Source organism: Pelorhabdus rhamnosifermentans (genome assembly GCF_018835585.1).
In the GTDB taxonomy this organism is placed as follows: Bacteria; Bacillota; Negativicutes; order UMGS1260; family UMGS1260; genus Pelorhabdus; species Pelorhabdus rhamnosifermentans.
The window spans coordinates 74,195-90,380 of record NZ_JAHGVE010000012.1; the positions used below are offsets into that span (position 1 = coordinate 74,195).

13 protein-coding genes are annotated in these 16,186 nt (G+C 41.0%); all 13 read right to left on the reverse strand.

From position 1 onward, the window contains the following. Positions 1–13: 13 nt before the first annotated feature. Positions 14–1,414 (reverse strand): FAD-binding oxidoreductase, encoded by a 1,401-nt coding sequence (locus Ga0466249_RS14950; RefSeq protein WP_215830272.1) that lies wholly within the window; start codon positions 1,412–1,414, stop codon positions 14–16. A 287-nt stretch (positions 1,415–1,701) separates the two neighbouring features. Next, positions 1,702–3,798: a polyribonucleotide nucleotidyltransferase gene (locus Ga0466249_RS14955; RefSeq protein WP_215830273.1), complete on the reverse strand. Its 2,097-nt coding sequence runs from the start codon at positions 3,796–3,798 to the stop codon at positions 1,702–1,704. 130 nt (positions 3,799–3,928) lie between these two features. Continuing rightward, complete coding sequence (gene rpsO, locus Ga0466249_RS14960) at positions 3,929–4,195, reverse strand: 30S ribosomal protein S15 (protein ID WP_215830274.1); 267 nt, start codon at positions 4,193–4,195, stop codon at positions 3,929–3,931. 144 nt (positions 4,196–4,339) lie between these two features. Continuing rightward, on the reverse strand, positions 4,340–5,266 hold the full coding sequence (locus Ga0466249_RS14965; RefSeq protein ID WP_215830275.1) for a bifunctional riboflavin kinase/FAD synthetase: 927 nt from the start codon (positions 5,264–5,266) through the stop codon (positions 4,340–4,342). 12 nt (positions 5,267–5,278) lie between these two features. Further along, positions 5,279–6,145, reverse strand: coding sequence for a tRNA pseudouridine(55) synthase TruB (gene truB / locus Ga0466249_RS14970; protein WP_215830276.1), 867 nt, complete (start codon positions 6,143–6,145; stop codon positions 5,279–5,281). Beyond that, positions 6,142–7,089, reverse strand: a complete 948-nt coding sequence (locus Ga0466249_RS14975; protein ID WP_215830277.1) for a DHH family phosphoesterase — start codon at positions 7,087–7,089, stop codon at positions 6,142–6,144. The genes truB and Ga0466249_RS14975 overlap by 4 nt, the downstream gene beginning before the upstream one ends. A 2-nt stretch (positions 7,090–7,091) precedes the next feature. Next, complete coding sequence (gene rbfA / locus Ga0466249_RS14980; protein ID WP_215830278.1) at positions 7,092–7,448, reverse strand: 30S ribosome-binding factor RbfA; 357 nt, start codon at positions 7,446–7,448, stop codon at positions 7,092–7,094. A gap of 27 nt (positions 7,449–7,475) precedes the next feature. Beyond that, positions 7,476–10,124 carry a translation initiation factor IF-2 gene (gene infB / locus Ga0466249_RS14985; protein ID WP_215830279.1) on the reverse strand — a complete coding sequence of 883 codons (2,649 nt, stop codon included), beginning with the start codon at positions 10,122–10,124 and terminating at the stop codon, positions 7,476–7,478. 19 nt (positions 10,125–10,143) lie between these two features. Then, positions 10,144–10,458: a L7Ae/L30e/S12e/Gadd45 family ribosomal protein gene (locus Ga0466249_RS14990; protein WP_215830280.1), complete on the reverse strand. Its 315-nt coding sequence runs from the start codon at positions 10,456–10,458 to the stop codon at positions 10,144–10,146. Continuing rightward, positions 10,455–10,724, reverse strand: a complete 270-nt coding sequence (gene rnpM / locus Ga0466249_RS14995; protein ID WP_215830281.1) for an RNase P modulator RnpM — start codon at positions 10,722–10,724, stop codon at positions 10,455–10,457. The genes Ga0466249_RS14990 and rnpM overlap by 4 nt, the downstream gene beginning before the upstream one ends. 2 nt (positions 10,725–10,726) lie before the next feature. After that, positions 10,727–11,773, reverse strand: coding sequence for a transcription termination factor NusA (gene nusA / locus Ga0466249_RS15000; RefSeq protein ID WP_215830282.1), 1,047 nt, complete (start codon positions 11,771–11,773; stop codon positions 10,727–10,729). A 27-nt stretch (positions 11,774–11,800) separates the two neighbouring features. Further along, a complete protein-coding gene (gene rimP, locus Ga0466249_RS15005; protein ID WP_215830345.1) occupies positions 11,801–12,259 on the reverse strand; it encodes a ribosome maturation factor RimP in 459 nt (152 codons plus the stop codon). Between the two features lie 201 nt (positions 12,260–12,460). Next, positions 12,461–16,138 (reverse strand): PolC-type DNA polymerase III, encoded by a 3,678-nt coding sequence (locus Ga0466249_RS15010; RefSeq protein ID WP_215830283.1) that lies wholly within the window; start codon positions 16,136–16,138, stop codon positions 12,461–12,463. Positions 16,139–16,186: the final 48 nt, after the last annotated feature.

A 16,186-nucleotide genomic window follows, 5' to 3' on the forward strand; every position in this document is an offset into this window, starting at 1 on the left:
AATTCAACAAAATTTACGCATTGATGACTTTGCCAGGATTCAAAATTCCTTTTGGATCAAGCGCATTCTTGATAGCCCGCATCATTTTTATTTCAACAGGATTAGTAAATTCCTCCATTAATTTTACTCGTTTATAACCAATACCATGTTCGCCAGATAATTTGCCGCCCTGGCTATAAACAAGATTATAAATTTCATGCTGAAGTTTTGGTAATTGCGTATCCCATTCCTCATCCGTCATTTTATCTTTTAAAATATTGGCATGAATATTGCCGTCGCCAGCATGACCAGCACAATGGATGGCAATGTTATATTTTTTACCTAGTTCGGCAATTTTTTCGACTGTTTCTGGAATTTTATTGCCTGGTACTACAACATCTTCCATAGAGAAAATCAAGCTTCTGGCCCGATCTGCTTCAGCATAAGCTTTTCTGGCCTTCCAGATTTTTGCTGGATCAGCAACAAGAACCGTCAGAGCGCCACTCGCCATGGAAATTTCATCAATTGTAGCACATTGATCTTCCAGAATTTCCTCATTATCACCTTCAATGGAAACGATGATGTAATGACCCTCTTCACTATTTGGCAATTTTTCATTTAAATATTTTTCACAGCATTTAATGGATTCATTATCCATAAATTCTACGCAAACGGGTGTAATCCCTGCTGCCATTACTTTTGGAACGACGCCAATAGCTGCACTCAAGTCTGGGAATACGGCCAGTAGATCCATGACATTTTTAGCTAGCGGAACAAGTTTCAAATAACATTTTGTAATAATACCTAATGTTCCTTCTGATCCAATTATCAAGTGAAGTAAGCTATAACCCGTTGAATCCTTCTTACATTTACCACCAATTGTTACAATATCACCATCGGCTGTAACAATTTCAACACCGTTGACTTGCTGACGCGTTGTACCATATTTTACAGCCTTATTCCCACCGGCATTCGTTGCCACATTGCCGCCAATAAAAGAGCTATCACCACTACAAGGATCACCTGCATAGAGGTAGCCTTCATCATTGGCTGCCTTTTGCACAACAGCCGTTGTAACACCCGGTTCTACAATCATAAACATATTTTCGTGGTCAATCTCAAGAATTTTATTTAGTCGCTCCACAGATAGAACAATCCCACCTTTTACTGGCGATGCTCCGCTAGCAAGACCTGTGCCTGCTCCCCGTGGCACAATGGGAATAGTAAGTTTACTTGCTAATTTAACAACTTTTGAAATTTGTTCCGCATTTTCGGGTAAAACAACAACTTCCGGCATTTTCATATATTTCGGATCCATTAGTTCATCATGGGAATAAGGTTCCATCTTTTCTTCATCATGCAAAACAAATTTCTCACCAACAATCTCCTGTAGTTGCTTAATTACTTCTGCTGTTACACGATTATAGTTACCCATTTTCGTTCCCCCTCAAATTAAATAATTTGGTATTATGGTACTATGGTCATACCAATTAACACCTTGTACTTAGAATACCTTCTCTAGGGATATTTGTCTATTTCTAAAAAGTGTGAAAAATCGGATTATGTTATACTTATCTTGTTACTTTTAATCGAATATTATACAAATACTATGATATGCTACGTTTTTCATGGTCTTATAATTGTGAAAAATTTCCCTATACCAATAAAAAAAAACAGCACCTCTTCGATGCTGTTCCACGATACTAGAAAAGATTTAAGCTTTTACTGCTTTTCCTGTTCCTTCTCACGAGGCAGGCAATCTTTATGCGACAAATTCACGCGGCCCTGACGGTCAATTTCAGTAACTTTAACAAGAAGTTCATCGCCCACTTTCACGACATCTTCCACCTTACCTACTCTCTCTCGTGCTAATTGCGAAATATGTACAAGACCTTCTTTACCAGGCAAAATTTCAACAAAAGCGCCAAAATTCATGATTCGCGTAACTTTGCCTTTATAGATGGTCCCTACTTCAACACTTTTAACAAGACTTTCAATCCAAGCAACAGCTTTTTTCCCTGCCTCTTGTTCGACAGCGGCAATATAAACCTTGCCGTCATCTTCAATGTCAATGGTAACACCTGTTTCTTCAATAATTCTTTTAATCATTTTACCGCCAGGTCCAATAACATCGCGAATTTTATCGGGATCAATGGACATGGTAATAATCCGCGGTGCAAAAGAAGATAGTTCAGGACGAGGACTTTGCAAAGCTTCAAGCATTTTACCTCGAATATGCGTCCGACCACGCTGGGCCTGAGCCAAGGCTACTTTAAGAATTTCTTGTGTAATCCCCTGAATTTTAATATCCATCTGAATGGCTGTAATACCCTTTTCTGTTCCTGCAACTTTAAAGTCCATATCGCCCAAAGCATCTTCCATGCCTTGAATGTCTGTCAAGACGGTAAAGTTCTCACCATCTTTTACAAGTCCCATAGCAACACCGGAAACAGGAGCTTTAATGGGTACACCTGCATCCATCAGAGACAAAGTACTGCCACAAACACTGGCCATCGAGCTAGAACCATTGGATTCTAATATTTCGGAAACAAGGCGAATAGTATAAGGAAATTCTTCTTCCGAAGGAATCACAGGGAGGAGAGCGCGTTCAGCAAGTGCGCCATGACCGATCTCACGACGACCCGGACTACGTGTTGGACGTGTTTCACCCGTACTGTAAGGTGGAAAATTATAATGATGAATATAACGTTTCGATTCTTCCACACCCACACCATCGAGTATTTGAGAGTCGCCAAGAGCACCTAATGTCGTCACAGTCAAAGCTTGCGTTTGACCACGCGTAAAAAGTGCCGAACCATGTGTCCGAGGCAAAAGACTCACTTCACACGTAATGGGACGTACTTCTTCAATGGCGCGACCATCAGGACGAATTTTATCGATTGTAATCATTTTACGAACGATCTCTTTGAGTATCTTTTTCTGCATGGCACTAATATCTTTGCCATGATCAGGATAAATGGCAGCAAAGTGTTCACTCGTCTCACTTTTTACAGCCTGAATTTGTTCTTCACGCGTTTGTTTGTCAGGATGCTGTACAGCTTTAGCAAGATTTTCTGACATGTAATCACGAACAGCACGGTCAATCTCAGGATCCACAACAAAAAGTTTTACTTCACGTTTCGTCTTTCCGATCTCAGCCATCATCTTTTCCTGCATGGCTACAATCTCACAAATGACCTCATGACCCTTTGCAATGGCTGACAAGACTGTTTCTTCACTCACTTCATGAGCGCCCGCTTCAACCATTGAAATAGCATTTTTCGTACCAGCTACAGCAAGATTTAAGTCACTAGCTGCCTGTTGTTCTACCGTAGGATTCACAATCAATTGGCCATCAATTAAGCCCATACGTACACCACCGATAGGGCCATTAAATGGAATATCAGAAATGCTTAAAGCACAGGAAGCGCCAATCATAGCTGCCATATCCGGTGGATTGTTTTGGTCAACAGATAAGACTGTGGCAATAATCTGGACATCATTGCGGAAACCATCGGCAAATAAAGGACGAATTGGCCGATCAATTAACCGACAAGTGAGGATAGCCGATTCGCTGGGGCGACCCTCACGTTTAATAAATCCACCAGGAATTTTACCAACTGCATATAATTTTTCTTCATAATCAACAGTAAGCGGGAAAAAATCCACGCCTTCCCGTGGTTCAGCTGATGCTGTTGCAGTCACAAGCACCGCTGTATCTCCATAACGAACTAACACGGCACCATTGGCCTGTTTTGCCATTTTTCCTGTTTCAACGGTCAGTTTTCTTCCACCTATTTCCATAGAGAAACTCTGCATACCGGGCGATCCTCCTCTTTCGTAACCCATTATTGTTCAAATTAAATCTCTTCGACATTTTTTTTATTATTTCCTTTTTTATTTCAATTTAATCTAAATAAAATAAAAAAGCGGGTATAACCCGCTTTTATTATTTACGCAGATTTAATTTTTCAAGAATAGTACGGTAGCGATCGATATTATTATCACGAAGATAATTTAATAATCCACGACGCTGACCGACCATTTTTAACAATCCACGACGTGAATGATGGTCTTTTTTGTGCTCTTTTAAATGCTCCGTCAAATAATTGATCCGTTCAGTTAAAATAGCAATTTGTACTTCAGGCGATCCCGTATCATTTTCATGTACACGGTACTGCTCGATTAACTGTTGTTTCAAATCAGGTGTCAACATGGTGGTCACCTCCTTTTCTTTCCATAATCCCCAATAGCCAAAGATTTCGTTGGAGAATCGAAAATCCTTGCTATGGTTTTATTTTGAATACTGATTAATTTTACCACAAGATAAGAGCAAAGTAAATAGGCTCTAAAAAACAGCCTATCGAAGTGAAAATATCCGTTTAGCTACAGCAATATCCTGCTGAATTTGCTCAACTAAACGCTCACCATTTTGAAATACCCTTTCATGGCGAATTTTATCAAGAAAAGCGATACGAACCTTTTCGCCATATAAATCGCCGGAAAAATTCAATAAAAAGACTTCTAAACGTCGTTCCTCACCACGAAATGTCGGATTGACCCCCACATTAGCGAGTCCTTGATAAACTTGGTTATTTAAAATGAACTGAACAGCATAAACACCATCGCTAGGCAATAACATGGCTGATTCAATAAAAATATTGGCTGTTGGAAATCCCAGAACACGCCCCCGCTTATCGCCATCAACAACAGGTCCTTCTAATTCATATAACTGGCCTAAAAACATAGCAGCACGCTTTAACTGACCATTTTCAATAAGTTTCCGAATCGTTGTTGAACTTACTGCGTGCCCGGCTACCGTAATGATGGGTGAGACTTCCACAGCAAAACCATTTTCCCGCCCTGCTGATAATAGCGTTTTACTCGTCCCCTGCCCCTTATAGCCATAGCAATAATTGGCTCCCACAACAAGCAGTGCTGGCTGAAAACGCTTCAGAAGTAACTGTACAAATTCATCTGGAGAAAATTTTAAAAAATCCGTTGTAAATGGAATGGTCACAAGCATGTCAAGTCCAAGCGTTTCAAGCAATTCAGCTTTTTTTCCCTGACTCATTAATAACTTAGGCGCATGGTCAGGAAATAGAACAGACCGCGGATGATTGCTAAAAGTAAACATGACGCTCGTGCCACCACTTAGTTTAGCAAACTGAATAACACGCTGAACGATTTTTTTATGTCCAATATGCATCCCATCAAAAGTACCTAGGGCAATTGCAGTATTTGTAAGTCCCTGTGGTAAATCAGCTAATTGTGTGAAAATTTCCATTTTATTCTCCTCTTAGGATACTGCAATCACTTTTACTGGAGAAATAATCAAGCCCGAATCAGCAACTTTTCCTATTCCAAGCAAAGATTCTTGTTCATCAAAAACAGAATAAATTTCCCCATGAGTCAGTAAAGTAGAAAATGATCGGCCATGCAAAAAATGATCGGACTGCTCACAATTAACATGCATACGAGGCAAAGAGCGTACGGCATATTCAATCGGTAGCAACCATTTGTCTGGCTCTTTTTGGATTTCTTCAGCTGTCGCGGCTTGATCAATCCGAAAATCACCCACTTGTGTTCGCAGTAAAAATGTCATCGTTCCATACGTTCCAAGGCGGTGACTGATATCTAAACACAAGGTTCGAATATAAGTCCCCTTAGAACAAGTAACATCAAATAAAATTTTATTTTCCGTAGTAGTTAATAGTTCAATCGATTCAATCATAATTTGTCGCGCCTTAACATCGATTGAAATTCCTTGACGTGCTAAGTCGTACAGTTTTTTCCCGTCTACTTTGATGGCAGAGTACATGGGCGGCACTTGTTCAATTGTACCAACAAAAGTAGACAAACACGCCTCCATCGCCGCTTTTTTGGGGCGCACAGTGCTTGTTTGAATGATTTGACCTGCCTCATCACCTGTATCTGTCTCATATCCGAAGGTTAATTCTACACGATAGGTCTTATTTGTATCTGTCATATACTCCAAAAGCCGCGTAGCCTGCCCCAATGCAACAGGTAATACACCTGCTGCAGCTGGATCAAGGGTACCGGCGTGACCAACTTTTTTCAGTCCATACGTACGCCGAATAAAGGACACGACATCATGAGAGGTCATGCCAGGCGGTTTTAAAAAATTAATGAGTCCTGAAATCATTGTTGACCAGCCAAAGTTGCTGTTGAGAGTTCAATTATACGCTGTTTGGCCTCAATAATGGACCCACTAAACGTACAACCTGCCGCCCGAATGTGTCCGCCACCGCCAAATGCTACAGCAATGGCGCTTACATCAACATTGTTTGATCGCAAGCTAATCCGTACAGTATTTGCATCGACAATTTTAAACATAACAGCAATTTCAACATGCTCAATACTGCGAGGATAATTAATTAAACCTTCCGTATAATCACTCCCCTTGGCGGTGATTTCAGGACTAATTGTAATGACTGCAATTTGGTTGTCCGCATAAAATTCGAGTGTACGAAGAACATCTGCCATAATCGTCAGACTTTCTAACGAACGCGTTTCAAGCAATTCAGCAATCACATGCGGTCTTACGCCCTGCTCCATTAGTTCAGCACCATACCGCATGGTTTTAGGTGAAGTGTTAGCATAACGGAAAAAACCTGAGTCTGTAACAATACCCGTATAAAGACAGACAGCCATATCTGTTGTAATAGTGGCCTGAAGATGTTTTAACAGGCCATAGACAATTTCAGCTGTAGCCGAAGCAGAAGAATCAACAAGCCAATACTCAGCAAAATGAGTGTTTGATACATGATGATCGATATTTAAAATAGGAGCATCTACCTGCTCTTTTACGCGACCTAAACGATCTACATCACTAGCATCAAGAACGATCAATAGATCCGCTTTAACATGCTGAGGCTGTTTAATAACACTCACGCCAGGAAAAAAAGCAAAAGAAGATGGAACGGTATCGTCAAGAAACATTTCGACTTTTTTACCACGGCTCACAAGATAGTGATATAAACCAAGCATGGAACCGAGACAATCCCCATCTGGATGCATATGAGGCGTTAAGATAAAATGCTGATGACGGTCAAGTAATTCACCAATTGTAGCGAAAGACACTTCCATATTTACTTTCCGTCCTCTTCTGATTTAATTTTCAGCAGCAATTTCTCAATGTGTGTGCTGTAATCAATGGATTTGTCTAAATGTAAAGTCAGTTCAGGTGTAAGACGCAGACGAATACGCTTGCCTATTTCACTACGCATATGACCAAGCGCACGCTCTAAAGCCTTCCAAGTCTGCGCTTTTTCTTCATCACTACCAAGCAAACTCAAATAGACTTTGGCGCTACGCAAATCGCCGGTTGCTTCGACCTGTGTCACTGTAACAAAGCCAATACCCGGATCTTTTAGTTCTGTTAAAATCATTTTACTCAGTTCTTGCTTAATGAGTTCCTGCACTTTTTCAACACGCAGTTGTCCCATAGTTTTTCCCCCGTTTCTCACAAAACCTTAACTGCTTTTCTTGACTTCTTCCATAATAAAGGCTTCAAAAATATCGCCTTCTTTAATATCACGGAATTTTTCAATGGTCACACCGCACTCGTAGCCAGCGGCAACCTCTTTCGCATCGTCTTTAAAACGTTTCAATCCATCTACAACACCTTCGTGAATAACAACGCCATCACGAATAATGCGAACTTGGGACTTATTAGAGATTTTTCCTTCAAGCACGTAAGACCCAGCGACTACACCCTGTGGAATATTAATGACTTTACGTACTTCAACACGTCCCAAAATATTTTCTTTAAATGTTGGAGCCAACATGCCTGTTATGGCAGCTTGCACATCATTGATGGCATCATAAATGACACGATACGTACGGATATCCACCTTTTCTGCTTCTGCTGCTTTTCTGGCATTGGCATCAGGGCGAACGTTAAAACCAATAATGAGGGTATTCGAGGCGGATGCAAGCAAGACGTCTGATTCATTAATGGCACCAACAGCTGCATGAATGACATTAACTCTTACTTCCTCATTTTTAAGGTTCACAAGAGCTTGCTTCAGAGCCTCAATGGAACCTTGCACATCGGCTTTCACAACAATATTTAATTCTTTTAAGTTTCCCTCTTTAATTTGCTCAAACAAATCATCAAGTGAAATCTTTGAGGAATGCTGCATATCTTCCGTACGTTTCTTCGCAATCCGCTTATCAGCAACAAGACGCGCAACCTTTTCATCAACAGCTTCTAAAATATCGCCAGCGAGTGGTACATCAGAAAGTCCCAGTACTTCAACAGGTGTTGAAGGCCCGGCTTTTTTAACCTTTTCACCGCGCTCATTTGTCATCGCACGAACCTTGCCATGCGCTGTACCAGCAATAATGGAATCACCGATGTGCAGCGTGCCTTTTTGAATTAAAACAGTTGCAACAGGCCCGCGTCCCTTATCAAGTTCTGCTTCAATAATGGTTCCGTAGGCAGTCCGATTGGGATTAGCTTTCAATTCTTGCATTTCTGCTACAAGCAAAACCATTTCAAGTAAATCCGCAATACCTGTCTTCTTTTGTGCAGAAACAGGGACCATAATAGTATCGCCGCCCCAATCTTCAGGGATCAGTCCATGTTCAGATAACTGCTGTTTTACTACATCTGGATTAGCACCAGGGCGGTCCATTTTATTAATGGCAACAATAATCGGCACTTTGGCTGATTTTGAATGATTAATGGCTTCAATCGTCTGAGGCATAACACCATCGTCTGCTGCAACAACAAGGATAGAAATATCTGTCACTTGCGCACCACGAGCTCGCATGGCTGTAAAAGCTTCATGTCCAGGTGTATCTAAAAAGACAATGCGCTTGCCTTGATAATTCACTTGATAAGCACCAATATGCTGCGTAATACCGCCAGCTTCAGAGGCTGTTACATTGGCTTTACGAATACTATCCAATAAAGATGTCTTACCATGATCGACATGTCCCATAACAGTAACAACAGGTGAACGAGGCAAGAGTGACTCAGGTTCATCAATAATTTCCGGTATTTCCGTCAAATCGGCTTCAGGTGGCAAAGGTTCAACTGTCACACCAAATTCAGTACCTACCAAAGTAGCTGTATCAAAATCAATTTCTTGGTTAATGGCAGCCATAACACCCAGTGTCATCAATTTTTTAATAATTTCTCCAATAGAACGATTACATTTTGCTGCAAAATCTTTTACAGTAATTAATTCGCCCACTTGAACATGCGTCGGCTTTGGAATTTCCACGCGTGGCGTTTGAGGTACTTGCTGGTGATTATTACGATGCCTATTCTGATTCTGCGGCCGATTCCGATTTTGACTGGCATTACGAGACTGATTATTACTGCCGCCACGATAATTTGACTGATTCGGTCCACGATTATTAGAAAATGACTGCTGCCGATTAGAAGCAGTCGGACGATTATTCGTGGACTGCGGACGATTATAAGAGGAATTCGAACGATTCTGCTGCGTTGAACTGCCTGTCGTAGATGTTGTTCTTGATGGTGTAAAATTTGAAGTTCTTGCTGCTGAAGAATTTGATGTGGAACTATGTGGCGCAGTATGGTTGTAAGGTCGATTTTGATTATGCTGCCCCGCTGTGGAAGATGTACTGCGTTGATCCGGACGATTGCTTGTAGAACGATTATTATTATTGGAATAAGTCCGCTGTTGATACTGACCACCTGTAGACTGCGAGGCATTCGTTCCTGACGTCGGAGTAGTTCGCCGTTGATCCGGTCGCGAATAAGACGAACGATTTGGATTCGATGTATGATTTGTCCCTGTTTGACTGCTCGAATTATTATAGGAATTCGGTCGGTTATTAGTTCTGCTATAACCTGAATTAGCTGGTGCAGAAGACCGATTGGACCCTAAACCTGCGGGTTTTACCACAGGAACTGATTTTTCTGGTGCCTTAGGAGTAGCAGTGGGCACGCTCCGTTTTTCTGCAGGCAAATCGATAGGTGCTGATTTACGAGCAAAAGTTCGATCAACAACGGCTTTGGCCGTATCATCGACACTACTCATGTGATTCTTCGCTGGCATATTATTCCGTTCTAAAATATCAATAATGACTTTACTTGTCGTATTAAACTCTTTGGCTAATTCATATATTCTGTATTTTGACATTGAGCCACCTCCAACTTTCTTACTCTCCCATTTGACTAAACTCCTTACACATTGCTTTTGAAAAGCCCTCATCCATAACAACCAAAGCAGCTCGTTTTCCTTTACCAACGGCTAAACCGAGCTGATCTTTCGTAAAACTAGCTATCAACTGGACGTGATAAAAACTCGCCATATCACGATAGGATTTTTGGGTAAGTTCAGAAGCATCACTTGCCACAATAAGCAGCTTAGCCTGTCCGGCCTTGACTGTTTTTTGTACCTTCGCATCTCCTGAAGCTATTTTCCCAGCTTTTTGTGCCAAACCAAGCAATGAAAAAAGCTTGTTCTCACTCATATTTTCTCCAATTCAGCCAGTAACATTTGATATACTGCTGGATCGATCGGTTGTTTTAAAGAACGTTCAAGCCGTTTGGCTTTTACCGCTTGTTCCAAACATGCCTTACTTTTACAAACATAAGCTCCACGTCCAGATTTTTTTCCTGTTAAATCAATTGTCACTTCACCTTCAGGCGACCGGACAATTCGTAATAATTCTTTCTTGTTTTTCATTTCTTGACAGCCCACACACATCCGTTGTGGAATTTTTTTTTGTTTCATCATACCTACTCCTCAAGAGCCTGCGCCTGTGACTCTGACTTGATATCAATTTTCCAACTCGTCAATTTTGCAGCGAGTCGGGCATTTTGACCTTCTTTGCCAATAGCTAAGGAAAGTTGATAATCAGGAACAATGACTTTGGACATTTTTTCTGCTTCACTTACTTCAACAGAAACAACCTTGGCAGGACTGAGGGCGTTAGCAATATATTTGGCTGGATCAGCATTCCATTTGACAATATCAATTTTTTCACCCTTCAGTTCATTCACAATGGTTTGTACGCGCATGCCCTTATGACCTACACAGGCGCCCACAGGATCGATATCTTCATCACGTGAATGAACAGCAATCTTAGAACGAAGCCCCGGTTCACGCGCTACCGATTTGATCTCCACAATGCCATCATGGATTTCCGGAACTTCTAATTCAAACAAACGCTTCAATAACCCCGGATGGGTACGTGAAACAAGAATTTGCGGACCCTTCGTCGTTTTTTTCACTTCAATAATATAGGTCTTTACGCGATCCCCATGTTTATAAGTATCACCTGGCATTTGTTCCGACGGTGCTAAAATAGCTTCAGCTTTGCCGAGATCAACAAAGACATTTTTTTGTTCAATGCGCTGCACAATACCATTGACAATATCACTTTCGCGACTAGAAAATTCTTCATAGATCATGCCCCGCTCGGCCTCTCTAATGCGCTGTACAACAACTTGTTTCGCTGTTTGTGCGGCAATACGACCAAAGTTTTTTGGCGTAACTTCCACTTCAACAACATCTTCCAGTTCATAGCGCATATCAAGACTACGCGCATCAGCAAGAGACATTTCAAGTCGTATATCTTGTGCCTCTTCCACAACAGTTTTACGGGCGTACACATGAATTTCTCCTGTCGTCCGATCCAGCGAAACCCGCACATTCTGCGCAGAGCCAAAATTCCGTTTATACGCTGAAATTAAAGCAGCTTCAATGGCATCAAAGAGTACAACAGGTGAAATTCCTTTCTCACGGCCTAATTGTTCAAAAGCCTGCATAAATTCTGCATTCATTTATTTTCCCCCTATTCAATTTTTCCATTAAAATTCGAGATAAAGTCGCACTTGAGATACGTTTTCTTTATCAAATTCACACTGAATACCATTTATATCCAAGTAAATTTTGCCTTGATCCGCTCCGTTTAAAACACCTACAAAGGACTTTTTGCCATTTACCAGTGCAAATGTATGTAACTCAACTTTATCCCCTTTGTGGCGAATAAAATCACGCTCTTTGCGAAGCTGTCTATCAAGTCCGGGAGAAGATACTTCCAAATAATAGCTACCTGGAATGGGGTCTAACTTCTCCAGTTTGTCTTCTAATTGCTCACTGACAAGTTGACAGTCATCTAATTCGATCCCACCGATTTTATCAAGATAAACCCGCAAAAACCAGTCATGCTCTTTTACATATTCCACATCAACAACTTCTATGTCGCGGTCTTGGATGATGTCAATAACAAGATTTTCCACAAGCTCCTCGATCCGTTCTGTCTTCATCAAAATCTACCCCCATACATGCATTACGGTTATTGTTTCCTAAAAATGTAACTTGTTATACTTGTTAGATTGAGTTTCACCCATAAGACTAAAGAGTGGGTCTAGGCCCACTCTCTTGGAAAACACAATAATTACATACTATATACAGTATAGCATGAGAATATTCATTTTACAACTGAAGAAACAGTGAAAAAAGGAGCTTTAGGCAAACAACATCATTTGATCAGTCTCTGACATCCCCTCAAGACAACCATGCTCACGTAGAATTTCGATAATTGTTTTAGAAATATGACTACGATTACGTAAATCTTCAATAGATGAAAAAGCCCTTTCTGTACGTGCTTTCACGATATTGATGGCCGCATTCGTCCCTAAGCCTTGCAGTCCTGCAAGAGGCGGCAAAAGTCCATCTTCAGTAATGGTAAATTTCGAGGCAGCTGAGTGATATAAATCCACTTTATGGACCTTAAAACCACGCAAATACATTTCGAGGACAATTTCAAGAATGGTTTGCATGCTTTTCTCTTTCACTGACAAAGTGTTCCCTTTTTGTTCAAACTCATTGAGTTTTTTACGTACAGCAACCAGCCCTGAAGCCACAAGTTCGGCATCAAATTCAGCGGCACGAACCGTAAAATAAGAAGCATAATAAGCGAGGGGGTAGTGCACTTTGCAATAAGCAATGCGATAAGCCATCATGACATAAGCCACAGCATGGGCACGTGGAAACATATATTTAATTTTTTGACACGATTCAATATACCAGGCAGGGACTTGTTTAGCTTGCATTTTTTCCACTGCATCGGGTTTCACGCCCTTGCCCTTTCGGACACTTTCCATAATTTTAAACGAATCCGACGGGTCAACGCCTTTATGAATTAAGTACATCATAATATCATCGCGAGCCGAAATGGTTTCAGATACCTGGGCTGTGCCCGAGCGAATCAATTCCTGGGCATTATTTAGCCATACATCCGTACCATGAGAAAATCCACTGATACGTACAAGTTCACTAAACTTTTGCGGTTTTGTATCGTCTAGCATCTGTCTGACAAATTTCGTGCCAAACTCAGGAATGCCATAGGTGCCCACTGTGCTGCCAAGATCAGATGACTTCACCTTTAACGCCTCTGTAGAAGAAAATAGACTCATTGTCTCAGCATCATCAAAAGGAATGGTCTTAGCGTCAATTCCTGTCAAATCTTCGAGCATCCGAATCACCGTCGGATCATCATGACCGAGAATATCAAGTTTAACGAGACGGCTACTAATAGAATGATAATCAAAATGTGTCGTAATTGTTAACGATTTTTTATCATCTGCCGGATACTGAATAGGTGAAAAATGGTGAATATCCATATCGCGCGGTACAACCATGATACCGCCCGGATGTTGTCCTGTTGTTCGTTTAACGCCTGTACAACCAGCAATAAGATAATTAATACGGGCATTGCGCACCGTTTCACCACGATCATTAAAATAATTTTTAACAAAACCATAAGCTGTTTTATCAGCAATAGTAGCAATTGTGCCGGCACGAAATACATTATCTTTACCAAACAGTTCTTCTGTATATTTATGAGCTACAGGCTGATAATCACCGGAAAAATTAAGATCAATATCAGGAACCTTATCACCATGGAATCCCATGAAAACAGCAAAAGGAATGTCGTGACCGTTTTTTACCATAGGTTTTAAGCAGTGAGGGCAATCTTTATCAGGAAGGTCAAATCCGCTGCCATAAGATCCATCAGTAATAAATTCACTATGCTTGCATATCGGGCATAAATAATGAGGTGGCAGCGAATTTACCTCCGTAATATCTGTCATATGAGCAACAAAAGAGGAGCCAACAGATCCCCGCGAGCCAACAAGATAGCCGTCGTCAAGCGATTTTTTTACAAGTTTATGGGCAATCAAATAGAGTACAGCAAAGCCATGGTTAATAATAGAATCCAATTCTGTTTTCAAACGCTCAGCCACAATTTCAGGCAGTGGGTCGCCATAAAGAGCCTTGGCCTTACTATAAGACATGCTTTCAATGGCTTCTTCTGCCCCGGGTATCTGCGGTGAATAGAGTTCATCTGGAATTGGCTTAAAATGTTCCACCATGTCACTAATAAATTGAGGATTCGTAACAACGACTTCATAAGCCTTTTCCTTGCCAAGGTAATCAAATTCAGCGAGCATTTCATCTGTCGTATGCAAATATAAGGGCGGCTGTTGGTTGGCATCCCGAAAGCCTTGACCACTCATTAAAATTTCACGGTAAATGGCATCTTCAGGATGCAAAAAATGCACATCGCCTGTAGCAACAACCTTTTTGCCTAAAATTTCACCCAATTTGTAAACCGTTCTATTGATTTGACGCAATCCTTCATCATCAGGTACAAGACCTTGCCTGACCAAAAATTCATTATTTAAAATCGGCTGAATTTCAAGGTAATCGTAAAAAGCGGCTATTTTAAGCAAGTCTTCTTCAGAAGCACCTGCAACAATGGCGCGAATCAATTCCCCCGCCTCACAAGCTGAGCCAATGAGCAATCCTTCGCGATGTTCTATAAGAATTTGACGCGGAACACGTGGCCGCCGATAAAGATATTTCAAATGTGATAAGGATACAATGCGATAAAGATTGCGCAGTCCAATCAAGTTTTTTGCCAAAATAATGACGTGATGAGACTTAGTAATGTCTTCTTCGCACAAATAACCTTCCATACCATAGATGATTTTGATCCCCGCTTTTTCGGCAACGTCTTGCGCCTCTGGAAAAGCTTGTACAACACCATGATCCGTAATAGCAATCGCCGTGTGGCCCCAATCTGCGGCTGTTTGGATCAGGCTTTTTGTTGCTGCCACACCATCTAAAGTACTCATTTTAGTATGAGCATGAAGTTCAATGCGCTTATTCTTAGCCTCATCTTTGCGCTGCGCTTTAGCATGCCCACGGCAAATACTGTCAGCAAACATGACAAGTTCTAAAGCATATTTGTCATATTGCACGGTTCCTTTGACTCGAATCATCATACCTTTCTTCAAGGCAATTGACACCTTATCAAACTGTTCCTTATTATCAAAAAAGGCCTTACCGCTGATACCATCTGTTTCATCTGACAAATCAAAGGTCAATAAAAATCGACCGGAACGCAATTCTTTCAATTCGAATTGTACGAGCACTCCCTCAAAAGCAATATGACGTTGTTCTTCCTGTATGCTATGAATAGGTACCGGTTCATCACGAAAATTTTTCCCGAAAATAACCGGACTCTCCTGAACTTTGTCGTGCTGCTCTGTCAGATGTTCTTCTAAAGCCTCTAAATATTCAGTTGTCATAAAATCATCGTTACCAGCTGCTACTGGAGCTGTTTCTTCCAGACAAATAAAGTCTACAGCTATTTTATGGCCAAATTGCTTGAAAATTAACTGCTCCATACGTTGTGCAATGCCATACTTTTCAAGCATATAAACGGCTGTCTGTCCAAAAATCTCGATGGCAAGAGTCTCGACGGAGCAGGTCCATTTCGCTTTGATCAGCAAATGCTTAAGCCCGCTGTCTTGTTTGACGACTTGTTCAATAAAATTTTGCCAATTCACCTTAAGATAGTCTGCCAAACTTCCTGAAACAACAATAAACTTTACGTAGTTTAAGCCGCAGTGTGAAGCCAAATAAGACTGGGCCTGCTGAATCAGCTCACCTGGCAAGGTTTGTTTGACAGATAATAAAACTTCCCAGCCACCTTTCACTGTATCGACTTCTACCTTTTCGATTTTACTACTGCGAAACAGTTCTTTATCATGAACCGAAGCCTCGAGATGATCAACAAAAGCAAAAAATTCTTTACAGTGATCCTGAGCCGGAATAACACAATAGCTATACATGCGCTTCGCTCCCAATTCTATTCATCTTTCTATTGTACCACATCTGAC

Coding starts and splice junctions, on each gene's coding strand:
- Ga0466249_RS14965 (WP_215830275.1), bottom strand. CDS start 5,266: ATGGAAATTTTCACACAATTAGCTGATTTACCACAGGGACTTACAAAT.
- Ga0466249_RS14950 (WP_215830272.1), bottom strand. CDS start 1,414: ATGGGTAACTATAATCGTGTAACAGCAGAAGTAATTAAGCAACTACAG.
- Ga0466249_RS14990 (WP_215830280.1), bottom strand. CDS start 10,458: ATGAGTGAGAACAAGCTTTTTTCATTGCTTGGTTTGGCACAAAAAGCT.
- rpsO (WP_215830274.1), bottom strand. CDS start 4,195: ATGTTGACACCTGATTTGAAACAACAGTTAATCGAGCAGTACCGTGTA.
- Ga0466249_RS15010 (WP_215830283.1), bottom strand. CDS start 16,138: ATGTATAGCTATTGTGTTATTCCGGCTCAGGATCACTGTAAAGAATTT.
- rnpM (WP_215830281.1), bottom strand. CDS start 10,724: ATGATGAAACAAAAAAAAATTCCACAACGGATGTGTGTGGGCTGTCAA.
- Ga0466249_RS14975 (WP_215830277.1), bottom strand. CDS start 7,089: ATGGAAGTGTCTTTCGCTACAATTGGTGAATTACTTGACCGTCATCAG.
- truB (WP_215830276.1), bottom strand. CDS start 6,145: ATGATTTCAGGACTCATTAATTTTTTAAAACCGCCTGGCATGACCTCT.
- rimP (WP_215830345.1), bottom strand. CDS start 12,259: ATGAAGACAGAACGGATCGAGGAGCTTGTGGAAAATCTTGTTATTGAC.
- Ga0466249_RS14955 (WP_215830273.1), bottom strand. CDS start 3,798: ATGCAGAGTTTCTCTATGGAAATAGGTGGAAGAAAACTGACCGTTGAA.
- infB (WP_215830279.1), bottom strand. CDS start 10,124: ATGTCAAAATACAGAATATATGAATTAGCCAAAGAGTTTAATACGACA.
- nusA (WP_215830282.1), bottom strand. CDS start 11,773: ATGAATGCAGAATTTATGCAGGCTTTTGAACAATTAGGCCGTGAGAAA.
- rbfA (WP_215830278.1), bottom strand. CDS start 7,448: ATGGGACAACTGCGTGTTGAAAAAGTGCAGGAACTCATTAAGCAAGAA.